Annotated in this window: 13 protein-coding genes; all 13 read left to right on the forward strand. The window is 72.9% G+C overall.

The window, feature by feature from the left end; translation table 11 throughout:
- Window positions 1-119 precede the first annotated feature (119 nt).
- The 13 genes from rimP (at window position 120) to Sru01_RS16075 (ending at window position 15039) form a co-directional block, all read left to right on the forward strand.
- Window positions 120-632 carry a ribosome maturation factor RimP gene (rimP, locus tag Sru01_RS16015; protein ID WP_203985399.1) on the forward strand — a complete coding sequence of 171 codons (513 nt, stop codon included), beginning with the start codon at window positions 120-122 and terminating at the stop codon, window positions 630-632.
- Window positions 633-642: 10 nt separating this feature from the next.
- Window positions 643-1653 (forward strand): transcription termination factor NusA, encoded by a 1011-nt coding sequence (gene nusA, locus Sru01_RS16020; protein ID WP_239137474.1) that lies wholly within the window; start codon window positions 643-645, stop codon window positions 1651-1653.
- Window positions 1637-1930, forward strand: a complete 294-nt coding sequence (locus Sru01_RS16025) for a YlxR family protein (protein ID WP_203985675.1) — start codon at window positions 1637-1639, stop codon at window positions 1928-1930. The genes nusA and Sru01_RS16025 overlap by 17 nt, the downstream gene beginning before the upstream one ends.
- Before the next feature lie 151 nt (window positions 1931-2081).
- Window positions 2082-5300: a translation initiation factor IF-2 gene (infB, locus tag Sru01_RS16030; protein ID WP_203985401.1), complete on the forward strand. Its 3219-nt coding sequence runs from the start codon at window positions 2082-2084 to the stop codon at window positions 5298-5300.
- Between the two features lie 76 nt (window positions 5301-5376).
- Complete coding sequence (locus Sru01_RS16035; RefSeq protein ID WP_203985403.1) at window positions 5377-5676, forward strand: DUF503 domain-containing protein; 300 nt, start codon at window positions 5377-5379, stop codon at window positions 5674-5676.
- 76 nt (window positions 5677-5752) lie between these two features.
- Window positions 5753-6235, forward strand: a complete 483-nt coding sequence (gene rbfA, locus Sru01_RS16040) for a 30S ribosome-binding factor RbfA (protein ID WP_203985677.1) — start codon at window positions 5753-5755, stop codon at window positions 6233-6235.
- A complete protein-coding gene (locus tag Sru01_RS16045; RefSeq protein WP_203985405.1) occupies window positions 6235-7257 on the forward strand; it encodes a DHH family phosphoesterase in 1023 nt (340 codons plus the stop codon). The genes rbfA and Sru01_RS16045 overlap by 1 nt, the downstream gene beginning before the upstream one ends.
- Window positions 7254-8252, forward strand: coding sequence for a tRNA pseudouridine(55) synthase TruB (truB, locus tag Sru01_RS16050; RefSeq protein WP_239137475.1), 999 nt, complete (start codon window positions 7254-7256; stop codon window positions 8250-8252). Before Sru01_RS16045 ends, truB begins: the two co-directional genes overlap by 4 nt.
- A 71-nt stretch (window positions 8253-8323) precedes the next feature.
- Window positions 8324-9436, forward strand: a complete 1113-nt coding sequence (locus Sru01_RS16055; protein ID WP_203985407.1) for a pyridoxal-phosphate dependent enzyme — start codon at window positions 8324-8326, stop codon at window positions 9434-9436.
- A gap of 172 nt (window positions 9437-9608) precedes the next feature.
- Window positions 9609-10556: a bifunctional riboflavin kinase/FAD synthetase gene (locus Sru01_RS16060; RefSeq protein ID WP_203985409.1), complete on the forward strand. Its 948-nt coding sequence runs from the start codon at window positions 9609-9611 to the stop codon at window positions 10554-10556.
- 165 nt (window positions 10557-10721) lie between these two features.
- Window positions 10722-10991 carry a 30S ribosomal protein S15 gene (gene rpsO, locus Sru01_RS16065; RefSeq protein ID WP_203985415.1) on the forward strand — a complete coding sequence of 90 codons (270 nt, stop codon included), beginning with the start codon at window positions 10722-10724 and terminating at the stop codon, window positions 10989-10991.
- A gap of 404 nt (window positions 10992-11395) precedes the next feature.
- The gene (locus tag Sru01_RS16070; RefSeq protein WP_203985417.1) at window positions 11396-13741 is read left to right on the forward strand and encodes a polyribonucleotide nucleotidyltransferase; all 2346 of its coding nucleotides are present in this window, start codon (window positions 11396-11398) and stop codon (window positions 13739-13741) included.
- On the forward strand, window positions 13738-15039 hold the full coding sequence (locus Sru01_RS16075; protein ID WP_203985419.1) for a M16 family metallopeptidase: 1302 nt from the start codon (window positions 13738-13740) through the stop codon (window positions 15037-15039). The genes Sru01_RS16070 and Sru01_RS16075 overlap by 4 nt, the downstream gene beginning before the upstream one ends.
- The last annotated feature ends 100 nt before the right edge of the window (window positions 15040-15139 follow it).

Genomic DNA, 15139 nt, shown 5'->3' on the forward strand with positions numbered 1-15139 from the left:
GGTGGGTAACCGAGTGGCGCTCTTTCCGTGCCCCGGTGTCGATAGGCTGGTGAACCGTTGGGGCGAGGTACGCGTTCGGCCGTCGTGAGCGACGGCCGATATTCAACTGGGAGGTCAGCATGGGCGCAGACGCTCGACGTGACCGCCTGATGAAGCTTCTGGAACCCGTCGTGGCGACCGAGGGACTGGACCTGGAGGACGTCACGATCACTCCTGCCGGCAAGCGGCGGGTGCTTCGCGTCGTGGTGGACGGCGACGGCGGCGTGAGCCTGGACAAGGTCGCCGAGGTGAGCCGAGGGGTGTCGGAGGCGCTCGACGGCGACGGTGTGATGGGCGACAACCCCTATGTCCTGGAGGTCTCCTCGCCCGGAGTCGACCGTCCGCTGACCGAGCGGCGGCACTGGCGCCGTGCCCGGACCCGGCTGGTGAAGGCCGCCCTGCGCGACGGCACCTCGGTGGAGGGCCGGATCACCCGCGTCGGCGACGACGGGGTCGAGCTCTCCGTCGACGGCACGCGCCGGCTGCTGGCGTGGGACGCGTTGGCCAAGGGCCGCGTCCAGGTGGAGCTCCGTCGGCATGACGAGGTGTTCGACGACGATATGGCCGCCGGCGACGACGGCGACGAGGGCTAGGGGGAGCCTTGTGGACATCGACATGAGCGTCCTGCGCAGCCTCGAACGGGAGAAGGACATCTCGTTCGACCTGGTCGTCAAGGCCATCGAGGACGCGCTGCTGATCGCCTACTTCCGTTCCGAGGGCGCGGCCGCCAAGGCGCGCGCCGAGCTGGACCGCCAGTCCGGGCACGTCACCATCTGGGCGGCGGAGCTGGACGAGGAGGGGCAGGTCGTGCGCGAGTACGACGACACCCCGAGCAACTTCAGCCGGATCGCCGCGACCACCGCCAAGCAGGTCATCCTGCAGCAACTGCGCAACGCAGAGGACGAGATCAACTTCGGTGAGTTCGCCAGCCGCGAGGGTGAGCTGGTGGCCGGGGTGATCCAGCAGGGCAAGGATCCGCGGGTGGTGCTGGTCGACCTCGGCAAGATCGAGGCGATCCTGCCGCACAACGAGCAGGTGCCCGGCGAGGAGTACACCCACGGCGAGCGGCTGCGCTGCTACGTCGTCCAGGTGAAGAAGGGGCACAAGGGACCGTCGGTCACCCTGTCGCGCACCCATCCCAACCTGGTGAAGAAGCTCTTCGCGCTGGAGGTGCCGGAGATCGCGGACGGCACGGTGGAGATCGCCGCGATCGCCCGCGAGGCCGGCCACCGCACCAAGATCGCAGTGCGGTCCCGCCGGGGCGGGGTCAACGCCAAGGGCGCCTGCATCGGCCCGATGGGCTCGCGGGTGCGCAACGTGATGACCGAGCTGCACGGCGAGAAGATCGACATCATCGACTGGTCGGAGGACCCGGCGGAGTTCGTCGGCAACGCGCTGTCGCCCGCGCGGGTCTCGCTGGTGGAGGTCGTCGACCCCGACGCCCGGGTCGCCCGGGTCACCGTGCCGGACTACCAGCTGTCGTTGGCGATCGGCAAGGAGGGGCAGAACGCCCGGCTGGCCGCGCGCCTCACCGGCTGGCGGATCGACATCCATCCCGATACCCAAGCCGCTACGGGGGATGCGGTCGGTCCTGCCGATGCGTCCACGAGGTAAGCTTGAAGACGGTGGCCGGGCCGCCCCGCTGAGAACATGCGTGGGTTGCCGGGTTCGCACGGTAAAGTCCGAGCTGCTCCGCCTGGTGGTGGTCGAGGGCGTGATCGTCCCAGATCGCCGTGGCCGGTCGCAGGGCCGGGGTGCGTATGTGCATCCGGTACTGCACTGTCTGGAGCTCGCCGAACGCCGCCGGGCGTTTCCGCGATCATTTCGCGTCGCGGGGGCGCTCGACGTGTCGCGTCTGCGGGCTTCGCTGGCGGGGCTTGACGCCGAGTAGGACCGGGTGAATGGTTACCAACTGTCATGTAGGACGCCGAGTCGATGGGCGGGTCAGATAGCGATGAGCGCCTGATGAGCATGCGGCGATGAGTACGTCTAGGTAGCGACGGTCCGGCGGCACAGCCTCCCGGGCCGAGTTAGGGAGTGCAGTGGCGAAGGTCCGAGTCTACGAGCTCGCCAAGGAGTTCGGAGTAGAGAGCAAGGTCGTGATGGCCAAGCTCCAGGAAATGGGCGAGTTCGTGCGATCGGCGTCTTCGACTATCGAAGCGCCGGTGGTCCGCAAGCTTACGGAGGCGTTCTCCAGAGGATCCTCCGATTCCCGGGGCGGCGGACGGGGTGGCCCGAAGCCGGCCCCGCGTCCGGTCCCGCAGCCCGGAAACGGCGCGGCCGCGCCTGGTCAGGCGGCGCCGCGTCCCGGTCCCGCACCGCGTCCCGGCCCGCGGCCGGGTCCCGCGGCCGGGACGCCCCGCCCGCCGGTGCCGATGCCGCACCCGGGCCAGTCCCAGCAGCAGGAGGCGCCCCGGCCGGCGCCGCGGCCGGAGTCGCCGCGCCCGCCGGCGCCGTCGCGTCCCGAGCCGCCGCGCACCGAGGCGCCCCGGTTCGAGGCGCCGCGCGCCGAGGCACCCCGTGCCGAGGCTCCGCGCGCCGAGGCACCCCGCGGCGACGCTCCGCGCGCCGAGGCTCCGCGCGGCGACGCCGCGCGCCCCGCGGCGCCGGGCGCCCGTCCCGGTCAGGGGCCGAGGCCGGGCCCGCGTCCCGGTCCGGCGCAGCGCCCCGGCGCGCCGTCCGGCCCGGGCGGTCAGCGTTCCGGTGCCCCGTCGTCCGGCGCGCCGCGTCCGGGCGGCCCGAAGCCGGGCCCGCGCGGCCCGCGCCCGGGTAACAACCCGTTCTCCTCGACCGCGAGCGGCATGGGCCAGCGCCCGCCGCGTCCCGGCCGCGAGGGCGGCCCGCCCGGCCGCGACGGTGGCCCGCGGGACGCCGGTCCTCGCGAGCCGCGCCGCGACGGCGCCCGCGACGGCGGGATGCCGCGGCCGCCCGGCGCGCGTTCCGGCCCGCCCGGCGCCGGTGGTCCGCGCCCGGGTCCCGGCGCGGGTGGCCCGCGTCCCGGCCCTGGTGCCGGTGGTCCGCGTCCCGGTGGCCCGGGTGCCGGCGGTCCGCGCCCCGGCGGTCCGCGGCCGAACCCGATGATGATGCCCTCGCGTCCGGCCGGTCCCGGCCAGGGCGGCCCCGGTGGTGGCGGCGGTCGCGCCGGCGGCGGCGGTGGCCGTCCCGGTGGCGGCGGTGGCCGTCCGGGTGGCGGCGGCGGGCGTCCCGGTGGTGGCGGCGGCTTCGGCGGCCCGCGCACCGGTGCGGGCGGCCGTCCCGGTGGCGGTGTCGGCACGGGCGGTGGCGGCGGCTTCGCCGGCCGTCCCGGCGGTGGCGGTGGCCGCGGTCGCGGTGGTACGGCCGGCGCCTTCGGGCGGCCCGGCGGGCGCCCGACGCGCGGTCGCAAGTCCAAGCGCCAGCGCCGTCAAGAGTTCGACAACATGCAGGCGCCGTCGATCGGCGGCGTGCAGGTTCCGCGTGGTACCGGGCAGACCCTGCGCCTGCCGCGCGGTGCCTCGCTGGCCGACTTCGCCGACAAGATCGGTGCGAACCCCGCGTCGCTGGTGCAGATCATGCTGCACCTCGGCGAGATGGTGACCGCCACCCAGTCGGTGAACGAGGAGACCCTGCAGCTGCTGGGTGCCGAGCTCAACTACGCCATCCAGGTCGTCAGCCCGGAGGAGGAGGACCGCGAGCTGCTCGAGTCCTTCGACATCGAGTTCGGCGAGGACGAGGGCGACGAGGCCGACCTGGCGGCGCGCCCGCCGGTGGTGACCGTCATGGGTCACGTCGACCACGGTAAGACCAGGCTGCTGGACGCGATCCGCAACACCAACGTGGTGGCCCGCGAGGCGGGCGGCATCACCCAGCACATCGGCGCCTACCAGGTGTCGGCGGAGCACGAGGGCATCGACCGGAAGATCACCTTCATCGACACCCCGGGTCACGAGGCGTTCACCGCCATGCGGGCCCGCGGCGCGCAGTCGACGGACATCGCCGTCCTGGTGGTGGCCGCCGACGACGGTGTGAAGCCGCAGACGATCGAGGCGCTCAACCACGCCCAGGCGGCGAACGTCCCGGTCGTGGTGGCGGTCAACAAGATCGACAAGGAGGGCGCGGACCCGAGCAAGGTGCGGGCCCAGCTCACCGAGTACGGCCTGGTGGCCGAGGAGTACGGCGGCTCGACGCTGTTCGTCGACATCTCCGCCAAGCAGGGCCTCGGCATCGACGACCTGCTCGAGGCGATCCTGCTGACCGCGGACGCCGAGCTGGACCTGCGGGCCAACCCCACCATGGACGCCCAGGGCATCGCCATCGAGGCGCACCTGGACCGCGGCCGTGGCCCGGTGGCGACCGTGCTGGTGCAGCGCGGCACGCTGCGGGTCGGCGACTCCATCGTCTGTGGCGAGGCGTTCGGCCGCGTCCGGGCGATGCTCGACGACAGCGGCGCGCAGGTCACCGAGGCGGATCCGTCCCGTCCGGTCCTGGTGCTGGGCCTGACCGCGGTGCCGAGCGCCGGTGACAACTTCATCGTGGTCACCGACGACCGGATGGCGCGGCAGATCGCCCAGCAGCGGGCGGCCCGGCAGCGCATCGCCGACATGGCCCGCTCCAGCCGGCGGCGCACCCTCGAAGAGCTCTTCAGCGACATGGAGAAGGGCAAGGTCGACGAGCTCAAGCTCATCATCAAGGGTGACGTGTCCGGCTCGGTGGAGGCCCTGGAGGACGCACTGCTCAAGATCGATGTCGGCGAGGAGGTGCGCCTGCGGGTGCTCCACCGCGCGGTCGGCGCGATCACCGAGTACGACGTCAACCTGGCCATCGCCGACGACAACGCCGTCATCATCGGCTTCAACGTGCGTCCCGAGGTGCGGGCGCGTGATCTGGCCGAGCGCGAGGGCGTCGACATCCGGTACTACTCGGTCATCTACCAGGCGATCGAGGAGATCGAGGCGGCCCTGAAGGGCATGCTGAAGCCGGAGTTCGAGGAGGCCCAGACCGGCACCGCCGAGGTCCGCGAGGTCTTCAAGGTGCCGCGGATCGGCAACGTCGCGGGCTGCATCGTCCGCAGTGGCACGATCACGCGCAACAGCAAGGCCCGGATCATCCGCGACGGTGTCGTGGTGGCCGACAACCTGACCGTCTCGTCGCTGCGCCGCTTCAAGGACGACGCGACCGAGGTCCGCGAGGGCTTCGAGTGCGGTATCGGTGTCGGGTACAACGACATCAAGCTCGACGACGTCATCGAGACGTTCGAGATGCGGGAGAAGCCGCGCGCCTGATCGGTGAGCGGTGCGCCGGTGCCCGCGGGGTCGCCCCGCGGGCACCGGCCTGCTCCCCGGCGCCGCGGTGACGGCCATGTACATAGGTGCTCTGACGCTGGACATCCTGCTCGGCGACGTGCGCTCGCTGAAGCAGAAGCGCTCGGTGGTGCGTCCCCTGGTCGCCGAGATCCGCCGCCGCTTTCCGTCGGTGGCGGTCGCCGAGACCGGCCATCTGGACCTGCACCGCCGAGCCCAGATCGCGGTGGCGGTCGTCTCGGCGACCGCGGGCAACTGCGGCGAGGTGCTCGACGCGTGCGAGCGGGTGGTCGCCTTCCACCCGGAGATCGAGGTGCTGTCCGCCCGGCAGCGGCTGATCGGCGACGACGAGGACTGACGATGACCAAGGCCCGCGGGAAGTTCCGGCCCGCCGCGGGTCGTTAACGAGTAAAGCGAACTAGAGGGGGAGCGCGATCGTGGACGCAGCACGCGCCCGTAAACTCGCCGACCGCATCCAGCAGGTCGTCGCCGAGATGCTGGAGCGGCGCATCAAGGACCCGCGGCTGGGCTTCGTGACGGTGACCGACACCCGCATCACCTCCGATCTCCGCGACGCGACGGTGTTCTACACCGTCTTCGGCTCCGAGGCCGAGCGGGCCGACACCGCCGCCGCCCTGGAGAGCGCCAAGGGCGTCATCCGCTCGGAGGTGGGCCGGCAGACCGGCGTGCGCCACACCCCGACCATCACCTTCAGCCACGACCCGCTGCCCGACAGCGCGCGGCACCTGGACGAGCTGCTCGCCGAGGCCAAGGCCCGGGACGAGGAGATCGCCCGGCGGGCCGAAGGCGCGGTGCACGCCGGGGACGCCGACCCCTACCGGCTGCCGGAGGACGGCGAGGAGGACGAGGAGGCCGGCGCCGGGCCGTCCGGCCGGGCCGGGACCCCGGCCCAGTGATGGCCGGCGTGCCGGTGGCGGGCGGGCGGCCCGCCGGGCCGGTGCGGGAGGCCGACTGGCGGCGCGCCGCCGAGCTGGTCCGCGGCGCGGGCGACGTCGCCCTGGTCTGCCACGTGGCGCCGGACGGCGACGCCCTCGGGTCGATGCTCGGCCTCGGCATCGCGCTGCGCCGGGCCGGCAAGGACGTCGTGGCGTCCTTCGGCGACCGGCGCTTCGCGGTGCCCCGGCTGCTGCGGTTCCTGCCCGGCCAGGACCTGCTGGTCCCGCCGGCGGACTACCCGGCCGAGCCGGAGCTGATGATCAGCTTCGACGTGCCGACGGTGGACCGCCTCGGGCTGCTCGCGCCGAACGCCGGCAAGGCCGCCGAGCTGATCGTGGTGGACCACCACCCGTCCAACACCGGGTTCGGCACCGTGTCGCTGGTCGATCCGGGGGCCGCGGCCACCGCCGTGCTGGTGGAGGATCTGCTGGGCCGGCTGGAGCTGCCGATCGACCGCGAGGTCGCCACCTGCCTGTACACCGGGCTGGTCACCGACACCGGCTCGTTCCGGCACTCCAGCACCACGCCGGAGGCGCACCGGATGGCCGCCCGCCTGGTCGGCGCCGGGCTGCGCACCGACGAGATCGCCCGCGAGCTGTGGGACCGTTCCCCCTTCGCCTATCTGAAGGTGCTCGGTGCCGCGCTGTCGCGGGTGGTGCTGGACCAGGGCGCGGCCGGCGGGGCGGGCATGGTGTGGACGTACGTGACGCGCGGCGACCGCGCCGCGCACTTCCTGCCCTACGACGAGTGCGAGGGCATCATCGACGTGGTCCGCCGGGCCGACGAGCCGGATGTCGCGGTCGTGCTCAAGGAGGACGACGACGGCGCCTGGCAGGTCTCCACCCGGTCCAAGGGCGGGGTGGACGTGGGCCGCGCCTGTACGCTGCTGGGCGGCGGCGGTCACGTGCGGGCCGCCGGCTTCACCTCCCACGAGACCCCCGAGCGGACCGTGGCCCGGCTGCGCGCCACGCTCGACGGGTGAGCGAGCCCCCGCCCGACCGCCCCGCCCGGGGCGGGCCGACCGACGAGGAGATCACCATGGACGACCGGGCCGCCCCGCGGCCGGCCGGCACCGCCGGCCGGGCCCGCCGCCCGGCGCCGCCGAGCGGGCTGGTCGTGGTGGACAAGCCCGCCGGCTGGACCTCCCACGACGTGGTGGGCCGGCTGCGCCGGCTGGCCGGCACCCGCCGCGTCGGGCACGCCGGCACGCTGGACCCGATGGCCACCGGCGTGCTGGTCGTCGGGGTGGAGAAGGCCACCCGGCTGCTCGGGCACCTGGCGCTGACCGAGAAGGTCTACGACGCGACGTTCCGGCTCGGCGCGACCACCGACACCGACGACGCCGAGGGCCGGACGCTGGCCGAGGTACCGGCCGGCCACGTCACCGACGAGGCGATCCGGGCCGGGGTGGCCGCGCTCACCGGCCCGATCAGCCAGGTGCCCCCCCAGGTCAGCGCGATCAAGGTGGCCGGCGAGCGTGCCTACCGGCGCGCCCGGGCCGGTCAGGAGGTGGAGCTGGCGGCCCGCCCGGTGACGGTGCACGCCTTCGAGGTCACCGGGATCCGCCGGGCCGCCGCCGCCGGTGAGGTGATCCAGGTGGACGCCACGGTGCGCTGCTCCAGCGGCACCTACATCCGGTCGCTGGCCCGCGACCTCGGTGCCGCGCTCGGCGTCGGCGGGCACCTGACGTTCCTGCGGCGCACCCGGGTCGGCCCGTACGACCTGGCGGCGGCCCGCACGATCGAGCAGCTGGAGCAGGACTGCGCCATCCTGCCGATCGAGGACGCGGTCGCGGCGGCCTTCCCCCGGATGGACGTCCCCGAGGATCAGGCGCGGCTGGTGGCGCACGGCGGCCGGCTGCGGCCGGCCGGGCTCGGCCCGGGCCCGATCGGCGTGTTCGGGCCGGACGGCACCCTGCTCGCGCTGGCCGAGGAGCGCGGCGGCGCGGTCCGGCCGCTGGCGGTCTTCGTCCCCTGATCCCCACGGCACCGACCCCCACCGCACCGACCCCCACGGCACGCCGGCCCCACCGCCGGGAAGGGCTCCCCATGTCCGCTGATCTTCCTGCCTACCAGTGCGCGTCCTGCGGGCGCTCGCACGTCCCGGCCGCCGGCCGGTGGCGGTGCGACTGCGGCGGCCTGCTGGACCTGCCGCCGCGGCCGATCAGCTGGAACCCCCGGCCCGCCGACCACACCCTGTGGCGCTACCAGGACGCCATCGCGGTCCCCGGCCGGGCGTTCAGCCTGGGCGAGGGCATGACGCCGCTGGTCCGGGCCGCCGCGGACGGCACCGACCGGACGCTGCTCAAGGTCGAGTACGCCTCGCCCACCGGCTCGTTCAAGGACCGCGGCGCCGTCATGCTCGTCGCGCTGGCCCGGCTGCTCGGCGCCCGGCGGCTGGTCGCCGACAGCAGCGGCAACGCCGGCACCGCCGTCGCCGCCTACGCGGCCCGGGCCGGCCTGGCGGCCGAGATCTTCGTGCCGGCCGGCACCAGCGAGAAGAAGGTCCAGCAGATCCGCGGGCACGGCGCCGAGGTGACGGCCGTGCCGGGCAGCCGCGAGGACACCGCGCGGGCCGCCGCCGCCCGGGTGGCCGAGACCGCGGCCTTCTACGCCAGCCACGTGTACAACCCGTACTTCTACGAAGGCACCAAGACCTACGCGCTGGAGATCTTCGAGCAGCTCGGCCAGGCCGCGCCCGCCACCCTGGTGCTGCCGGCCGGCAACGGCACGCTGGTGATCGGCGCCTACCTGGGCTTCGCCGGGCTGCGCTCGGCGGGTCTCATCGACCGGCTGCCGCGCATCGTGGCCGTGCAGGCCGAGCGGTGCGCCCCGGTGGCCCGCGCGTTCGCGGCCGGCCGGGCGGAGACCGTACCGGTCGAGCCGGCGCCGACGGTCGCCGAGGGCATCGCGATCGGCGCGCCCGCGCGCGGCGCCCGGATGCTGGAGATCGTCCGGGCGACCGGCGGCACGGTGGTCACCGTCGCCGAGGCGGAGGTGACGGCGGCCCGGGCCGCGCTGGCCCGGCGCGGGTTCTGGGTGGAGCCGACCGGCGCGGTGGCCTACGCCGCGGCGCGGCGGCTGCGCGTCCCGGGGTCGCCGTACGCCGAGGGGGAACTGGTGGTCCCGCTGTGCGGCTCCGGGTTGAAGGCACCGGGGTGACCGCCGCCGGGCAGGGTCGTTCGTCCGCCGCCGCCGCGGCTGGGCTACCCTCGTGCCCGTGCGTGGAACCGGCGCGCGTGGCAGGCTCGTGGTAGTGGGACGCCGGCACTCGAGGCGGCACTAGAACGGCACAGGAACGGCACAGGAACGCTGAGTCAGGATCGAGGTCGAGGTGCAGGGCTGGCACGGACTCGACGACGTGCCCGGAGACTGGGGCAGGTCCGTCGTCACGATAGGCGTGTTCGATGGGGTGCACCGGGGGCATCAGCGCATGGTCGGCCGCGCCGTCGCGCTGGCGGCGGAGCTCGGCCTGCCCGCCGTGGTGATCACCTTCGATCCGCATCCGGAGGAGGTGGTGCGCCCGGGTGCCCATCCGCCCCGGCTGACCACCGCCGGGCACCGGGCCGAGTTGCTCGGCGCGCTCGGGGTGGACGCGGTGTGCGTCCTGCCGTTCACGCTGGAGTTCTCCCGGATGACGCCGGACGAGTTCGTCCAGGCGGTGCTGGTCGACCGGTTGCACGCCGCGGGCGTGGTGGTGGGGGAGAACTTCCGGTTCGGTCACAAGGCGGCCGGCAGCCTCGACACGCTGCGCGAGCTGGGCGAGAAGTACGACTTCGTCGCCGAGGGCGTCCCGCTGGTCAGCGACGGCGAGGCGATCTCCTCCAGCCTGGTCCGGGAGAGCCTGGCCGCGGGGGACGTCGAGGCGGCGGCCCGGGCGCTCGGCCGGCCGCACCGGGTCGAGGGGGTGGTCGTCCGCGGTCACCAGCGTGGCCGGGCGCTCGGCTACCCGACCGCCAACGTCGAGCACCCGCCGTCCTCGGCCATCCCGGCGGACGGGGTGTACGCGGGTTGGCTGGAGTGCGTGCAGTCGCCCTCGCCGGACCAGGGACGGCGGTGGCCCGCGGCGATCTCGATCGGCACCAACCCCACCTTCGACGGGGTGGCGCGCACCGTGGAGGCGTACGCGCTGGACCGGGACGATCTCGACCTCTACGGGGCGCACGTGGTCGTCGACTTCGGCCGGCGGCTGCGCGCCACCTTGAAGTTCGGCTCGGTGGACGAGCTGGTGGAGCAGATGCGCCGGGACGTCGACGAGGCCCGCCGGTTCACCGCCGGGTGATCGAAACACGCTTTGCCGCGCGGCGGTGGTAGCCTGACGTGTCGGCGTGGTTCCGGCGCGCTGCGCGCTGCCCGCGCTCCTACGACGGCGACTGTCGGCACACACGGTCGTTCGTCGCAATGAACGCATCTGTCACGTGTGCCCATAGTGAAACGAAGGAGAGCCGTGTCGCTCGACACCGCCGCCAAGAAGCAGATCATCGAGGAGTACGGCACCGGAGACGGTGACACCGGCTCCCCGGAGGTGCAGATCGCTCTGCTGAGCAAGCGCATCAGCGAGCTCACCGAGCACCTCAAGACGCACAAGCACGACCACCACAGCCGCCGCGGGCTGCTGCTCCTGGTCGGCCGCCGTCGCCGGCTCCTGAAGTACCTCATGAGCAAGGACATCACGCGCTACCGGTCGCTCATCGAGCGGCTCGGCCTGCGCCGCTAATGTGGAAGGGAGCGGCTCCGCGCCGCTCCTTCCCTCATATCAGGGCAAAGGCCTCCTGATATGGAGAATCTGGTCGGCGCGTCACCGGTGACGCCGGTGCCCGCGCCGAGCAGACTGGCCTTCAGCACGACAATTGAACAGCCGAGAAAGTGCCCCGCGTCCCGCACATGATGCGCGTTCCCGTGACGCCTGCGGGCCGGTCCTCGGTAGTGGCTTCCGGATGTCGACGGCGCGCACGCCGTGAACCCGGGCGCTTCGATCGAAGACCGGCGCTGCACACGACGGGAAGCCGGCTCGACGGAGTCAGGCACCAGCGGTCCGGCCGCGGGCGAAGCGCCCGGCCGGGTCGCCGAGCGAAGCGCGACCAGCCGGGCGCGGGCGACCTACCTGTAAGGAGGTACCCCGTGGAGGGTGTCCACAGCACGGAAGCCGTGATCGACAACGGTTCGTTCGGTACGCGTACCATCCGGTTCGAGACCGGGCGGCTCGCGCGCCAGGCGGCGGGCAGCGCCGTCGTCCACCTGGACGACGAGACGATGATCCTGTCCGCCACCACCGCGTCCAAGCATCCCAAGGAGAGCCTGGACTTCTTCCCGCTCACCGTCGACGTCGAGGAGCGGATGTACGCCGCGGGCCGCATCCCCGGCTCGTTCTTCCGGCGGGAGGGCCGTCCGTCCGAGGACGCCATCCTGACCTGCCGCCTCATCGACCGGCCGCTGCGCCCGTCCTTCGTCAAGGGACTGCGCAACGAGGTCCAGGTGGTCGCCACGATCATGGCACTGAACCCGGACCACCTGTACGACGTGGTGGCGATCAACGCGGCCAGCCTGTCCACCCAGCTGGCCGGGCTGCCGTTCTCCGGCCCCATCGGCGGCGTCCGGGTGGCGCTGATCAGCGGCCAGTGGGTGGCGTTCCCGACCCACACCGAGCTGGAGGGCGCGACCTTCGACATGGTCGTGGCCGGCCGGGTGCTGGAGGACGGCGACGTCGCGATCATGATGGTCGAGGCCGAGTCCACCCGCGACACCCTGAAGCTGGTGCGTGAGGGCGCGGTCGCCCCGACCGAGGAGACCGTGGCCGAGGGCCTGGAGGCCGCCAAGCCGTTCATCAAGGTGCTGGTCGAGGCGCAGAACAAGATCGCCCAGGTCGCCGCCAAGGAGACCGCCCAGTACCCGATCTTCCTGGACTACCAGGAGGACGTGCACGAGGCCGTCGCCGGGGCCGTCAAGAGCGAGCTCGCCTCCGCGCTGACCATCGCCGGCAAGAAGGAGCGCGAGACCGAGCTGGAGCGGGTCAAGGCGCTGGCGCTGGAGAAGCTCGGCGCCGACCTGGAGGGCCGGGAGAAGGAGATCTCCGCGGCGTTCCGCAGCCTCACCAAGAAGCTCATGCGCGAGCGCGTGATCAAGGAGGGCGTGCGCATCGACGGGCGGGGTCCCAAGGACATCCGCCAGCTCAGCGCCGAGGTCCACGTGGTCCCGCGGGTGCACGGCTCGGCGCTGTTCGAGCGCGGTGAGACCCAGATCCTGGGCATCACCACGCTGAACATGCTGCGCATGGAGCAGATGATCGACACGCTCAACCCCGAGCGCACCAAGCGCTACATGCACAACTACAACTTCCCGCCGTACTCCACCGGTGAGACCGGCCGGGTCGGTTCCCCCAAGCGCCGCGAGATCGGCCACGGCGCGCTGGCCGAGCGGGCGCTGATCCCCGTGCTGCCCAGCCGCGAGGAGTTCCCGTACGCCATCCGCCAGGTGTCGGAGGCGCTGGGGTCCAACGGCTCCACCAGCATGGGCTCGGTGTGCGCCTCGACGATGGCGCTGCTGGACGCGGGCGTCCCGCTCAAGGAGATGGTCGCCGGCATCGCGATGGGCCTGATCGGCGAGGGCGACCAGTTCGTCACGCTGACCGACATCCTCGGTGCCGAGGACGCCATGGGCGACATGGACTTCAAGGTCGCCGGCACCCGTGACGTGATCACCGCCCTGCAGCTCGACACCAAGCTGGACGGCATTCCGGCCACCGTGCTCGCCGCGGCGCTGAAGCAGGCCCGTGGCGCCCGGCTGGCGATCCTCGACGTGATGCAGGAGGCGATCGACTCCCCGGCGGAGATGAACCCGACCGCGCCGCGCATCATCACGATCAAGGTCCCGGTCGACAAGATCGGCGAGGTCATCGGCCCCAAGGGCAAGATGATCAACCAGATCCAGGACGACACCGGCGCCGAGATCACCATCGAGGACGACGGCACGATCTACATCGGCGCCACCGACGGCCCGTCGGCCGAGGCGGCCCGCACCACGATCAACTCGATCGCCAACCCGCACATGCCCGAGATCGGGGAGCGCTACCTGGGCACGGTCGTCAAGATCGCCGCCTTCGGTGCGTTCGTCAGCCTGCTGCCCGGCAAGGACGGCCTGCTGCACGTGTCGCAGATCCGCAAGCTGCACGGCGGCAAGCGCATCGAGAACGTCGAGGACGTGATGAACGTCGGCGACAAGATCCAGGTCGAGATCGCCGAGATCGACGCCCGCGGCAAGCTCTCGCTGGTGCCGGTCGAGGTCATCGACAAGGAGGCCGAGAAGGCTCCGGGCGGTGGCGACGGCGAGGGCGTGGACCAGGCCGAGGCCGAGCCGCGCGAGGAGCGTGCCGAGCGCGCCGACCGTGGTGACCGGGGCGACCGCGGGGACCGGGGCGACCGGCCGCGCCGCGCCCGCACCCGGGGCGGACGGGACGACCGCAACTCGTGACGACCACCACTCTGCACCCCGGCCGGGAGGGCGCCGGGGTGGTGCGGCGTACCGTCCTGCCCGGCGGGCTTCGCGTGGTGACCGAGACCATGCCGACCGTGCGCTCCGTCGCGGTCGGCATGTGGGTCGGCATCGGGTCGCGGGACGAGGCCCCCGAGCACACGGGGGCCACCCACTTCCTGGAACACCTGCTCTTCAAGGGCACGCCGAACCGCGACGCCCTGGAGATCTCCGCGGCGATCGAGGGCATCGGCGGCGAGATCAACGCGTTCACCGCCAAGGAGTACACCTGCTACTACGCGCGGGTGCTCGACGAGGATCTCCCGCTGGCCATCGACGTGCTCGCCGACGTGGTCACCTCCTCTCTGATCACCGCCGAGGACGTCGAGTCCGAGCGCGGCGTGATCCTTGAGGAGATCGCCATGCACGACGACGACCCCTCCGACGCCGTGCACGAGCACTTCTCCGCAGAGATCTACGGGGACACCCCGCTCGGCCGGCCCATCCTGGGGTCGGTCGAGTCGATCAACGCGCTCTCGCGCGAGCGGATCGCCGAGTACTACCAGCGTTACTACCGGCCGCCGCACACGGTGGTGTCGGTCTGCGGGAACGTCGCCCACGAGCGGGTCGTCGAGCTGGTGGCCGCGGCCTACCAGCGCGCCGGCGCGCTCGGCGGCACGCTCGACCCGCATCCGCCCCGCCTGTCGGGGCCCGGCGCCGCCCCCCGGGCCGGGGTCCGGGTCGTCGACCGGCCCACCGAGCAGGCCAACCTGGTGCTCGGCACCACCGCGATGTCGCGCACCGACGACCGCAGGTTCGCGCTCGGCGTGCTGAACGCCGCGCTCGGCGGCGGCATGTCCTCCCGCCTGTTCCAGGAGATCCGCGAGAAGCGCGGGCTGGCCTACTCGGCGTACAGCTTCACCGCCCAGTACGCCGACACCGGCCAGTTCGGCATCTACGTCGGCTGCCTGCCCGGGAAGATCGATGACGTGCTGAAGATCTGCCGGGAGGAGATCGCCCGGGTCATCGCCGACGGCATCACCGAAGAGGAGATCACCCGGGGCAAGGGACAGATGCGGGGCGGCCTGGTGCTCGGCCTGGAGGACACCGGCTCGCGCATGTCGCGGATCGGCAAGAGCGAGCTGGTCTACGACACCCTGCTGTCGGTGGACGACCTGCTGGCCCGGATCGACGCCGTCACCCCCGACGAGGTGGCGGCGGTGGCGACCCAGATCCTCTCCCAGCCGATGACCCTCGCCGTCATCGGCCCCTACGCCGACAAGCAGTTCAGTGTTTAATTGCTCGCTGCCGCTTGCGGGTTCGGGCGCCTTCTAGCCCGAACCGGCCCGGGAGGGGCCGGCTGTGGGTGGACGGCTTGCTGGGCCGGGGGGTGCTCCT

The organism is Sphaerisporangium rufum, from assembly GCF_016863395.1.
Classification (GTDB): Bacteria; Actinomycetota; Actinomycetes; order Streptosporangiales; family Streptosporangiaceae; genus Sphaerisporangium; species Sphaerisporangium rufum.

What these genes read in the sequence shown, in the direction of transcription:
- rimP (WP_203985399.1), top strand. Translation starts at nt 120, where the DNA reads ATGGGCGCAGACGCTCGACGTGACCGCCTGATGAAGCTTCTGGAACCC.
- Sru01_RS16025 (WP_203985675.1), top strand. Translation starts at nt 1,637, where the DNA reads ATGCGTCCACGAGGTAAGCTTGAAGACGGTGGCCGGGCCGCCCCGCTG.
- Sru01_RS16035 (WP_203985403.1), top strand. Translation starts at nt 5,377, where the DNA reads ATGTACATAGGTGCTCTGACGCTGGACATCCTGCTCGGCGACGTGCGC.
- Sru01_RS16045 (WP_203985405.1), top strand. Translation starts at nt 6,235, where the DNA reads ATGGCCGGCGTGCCGGTGGCGGGCGGGCGGCCCGCCGGGCCGGTGCGG.
- Sru01_RS16055 (WP_203985407.1), top strand. Translation starts at nt 8,324, where the DNA reads ATGTCCGCTGATCTTCCTGCCTACCAGTGCGCGTCCTGCGGGCGCTCG.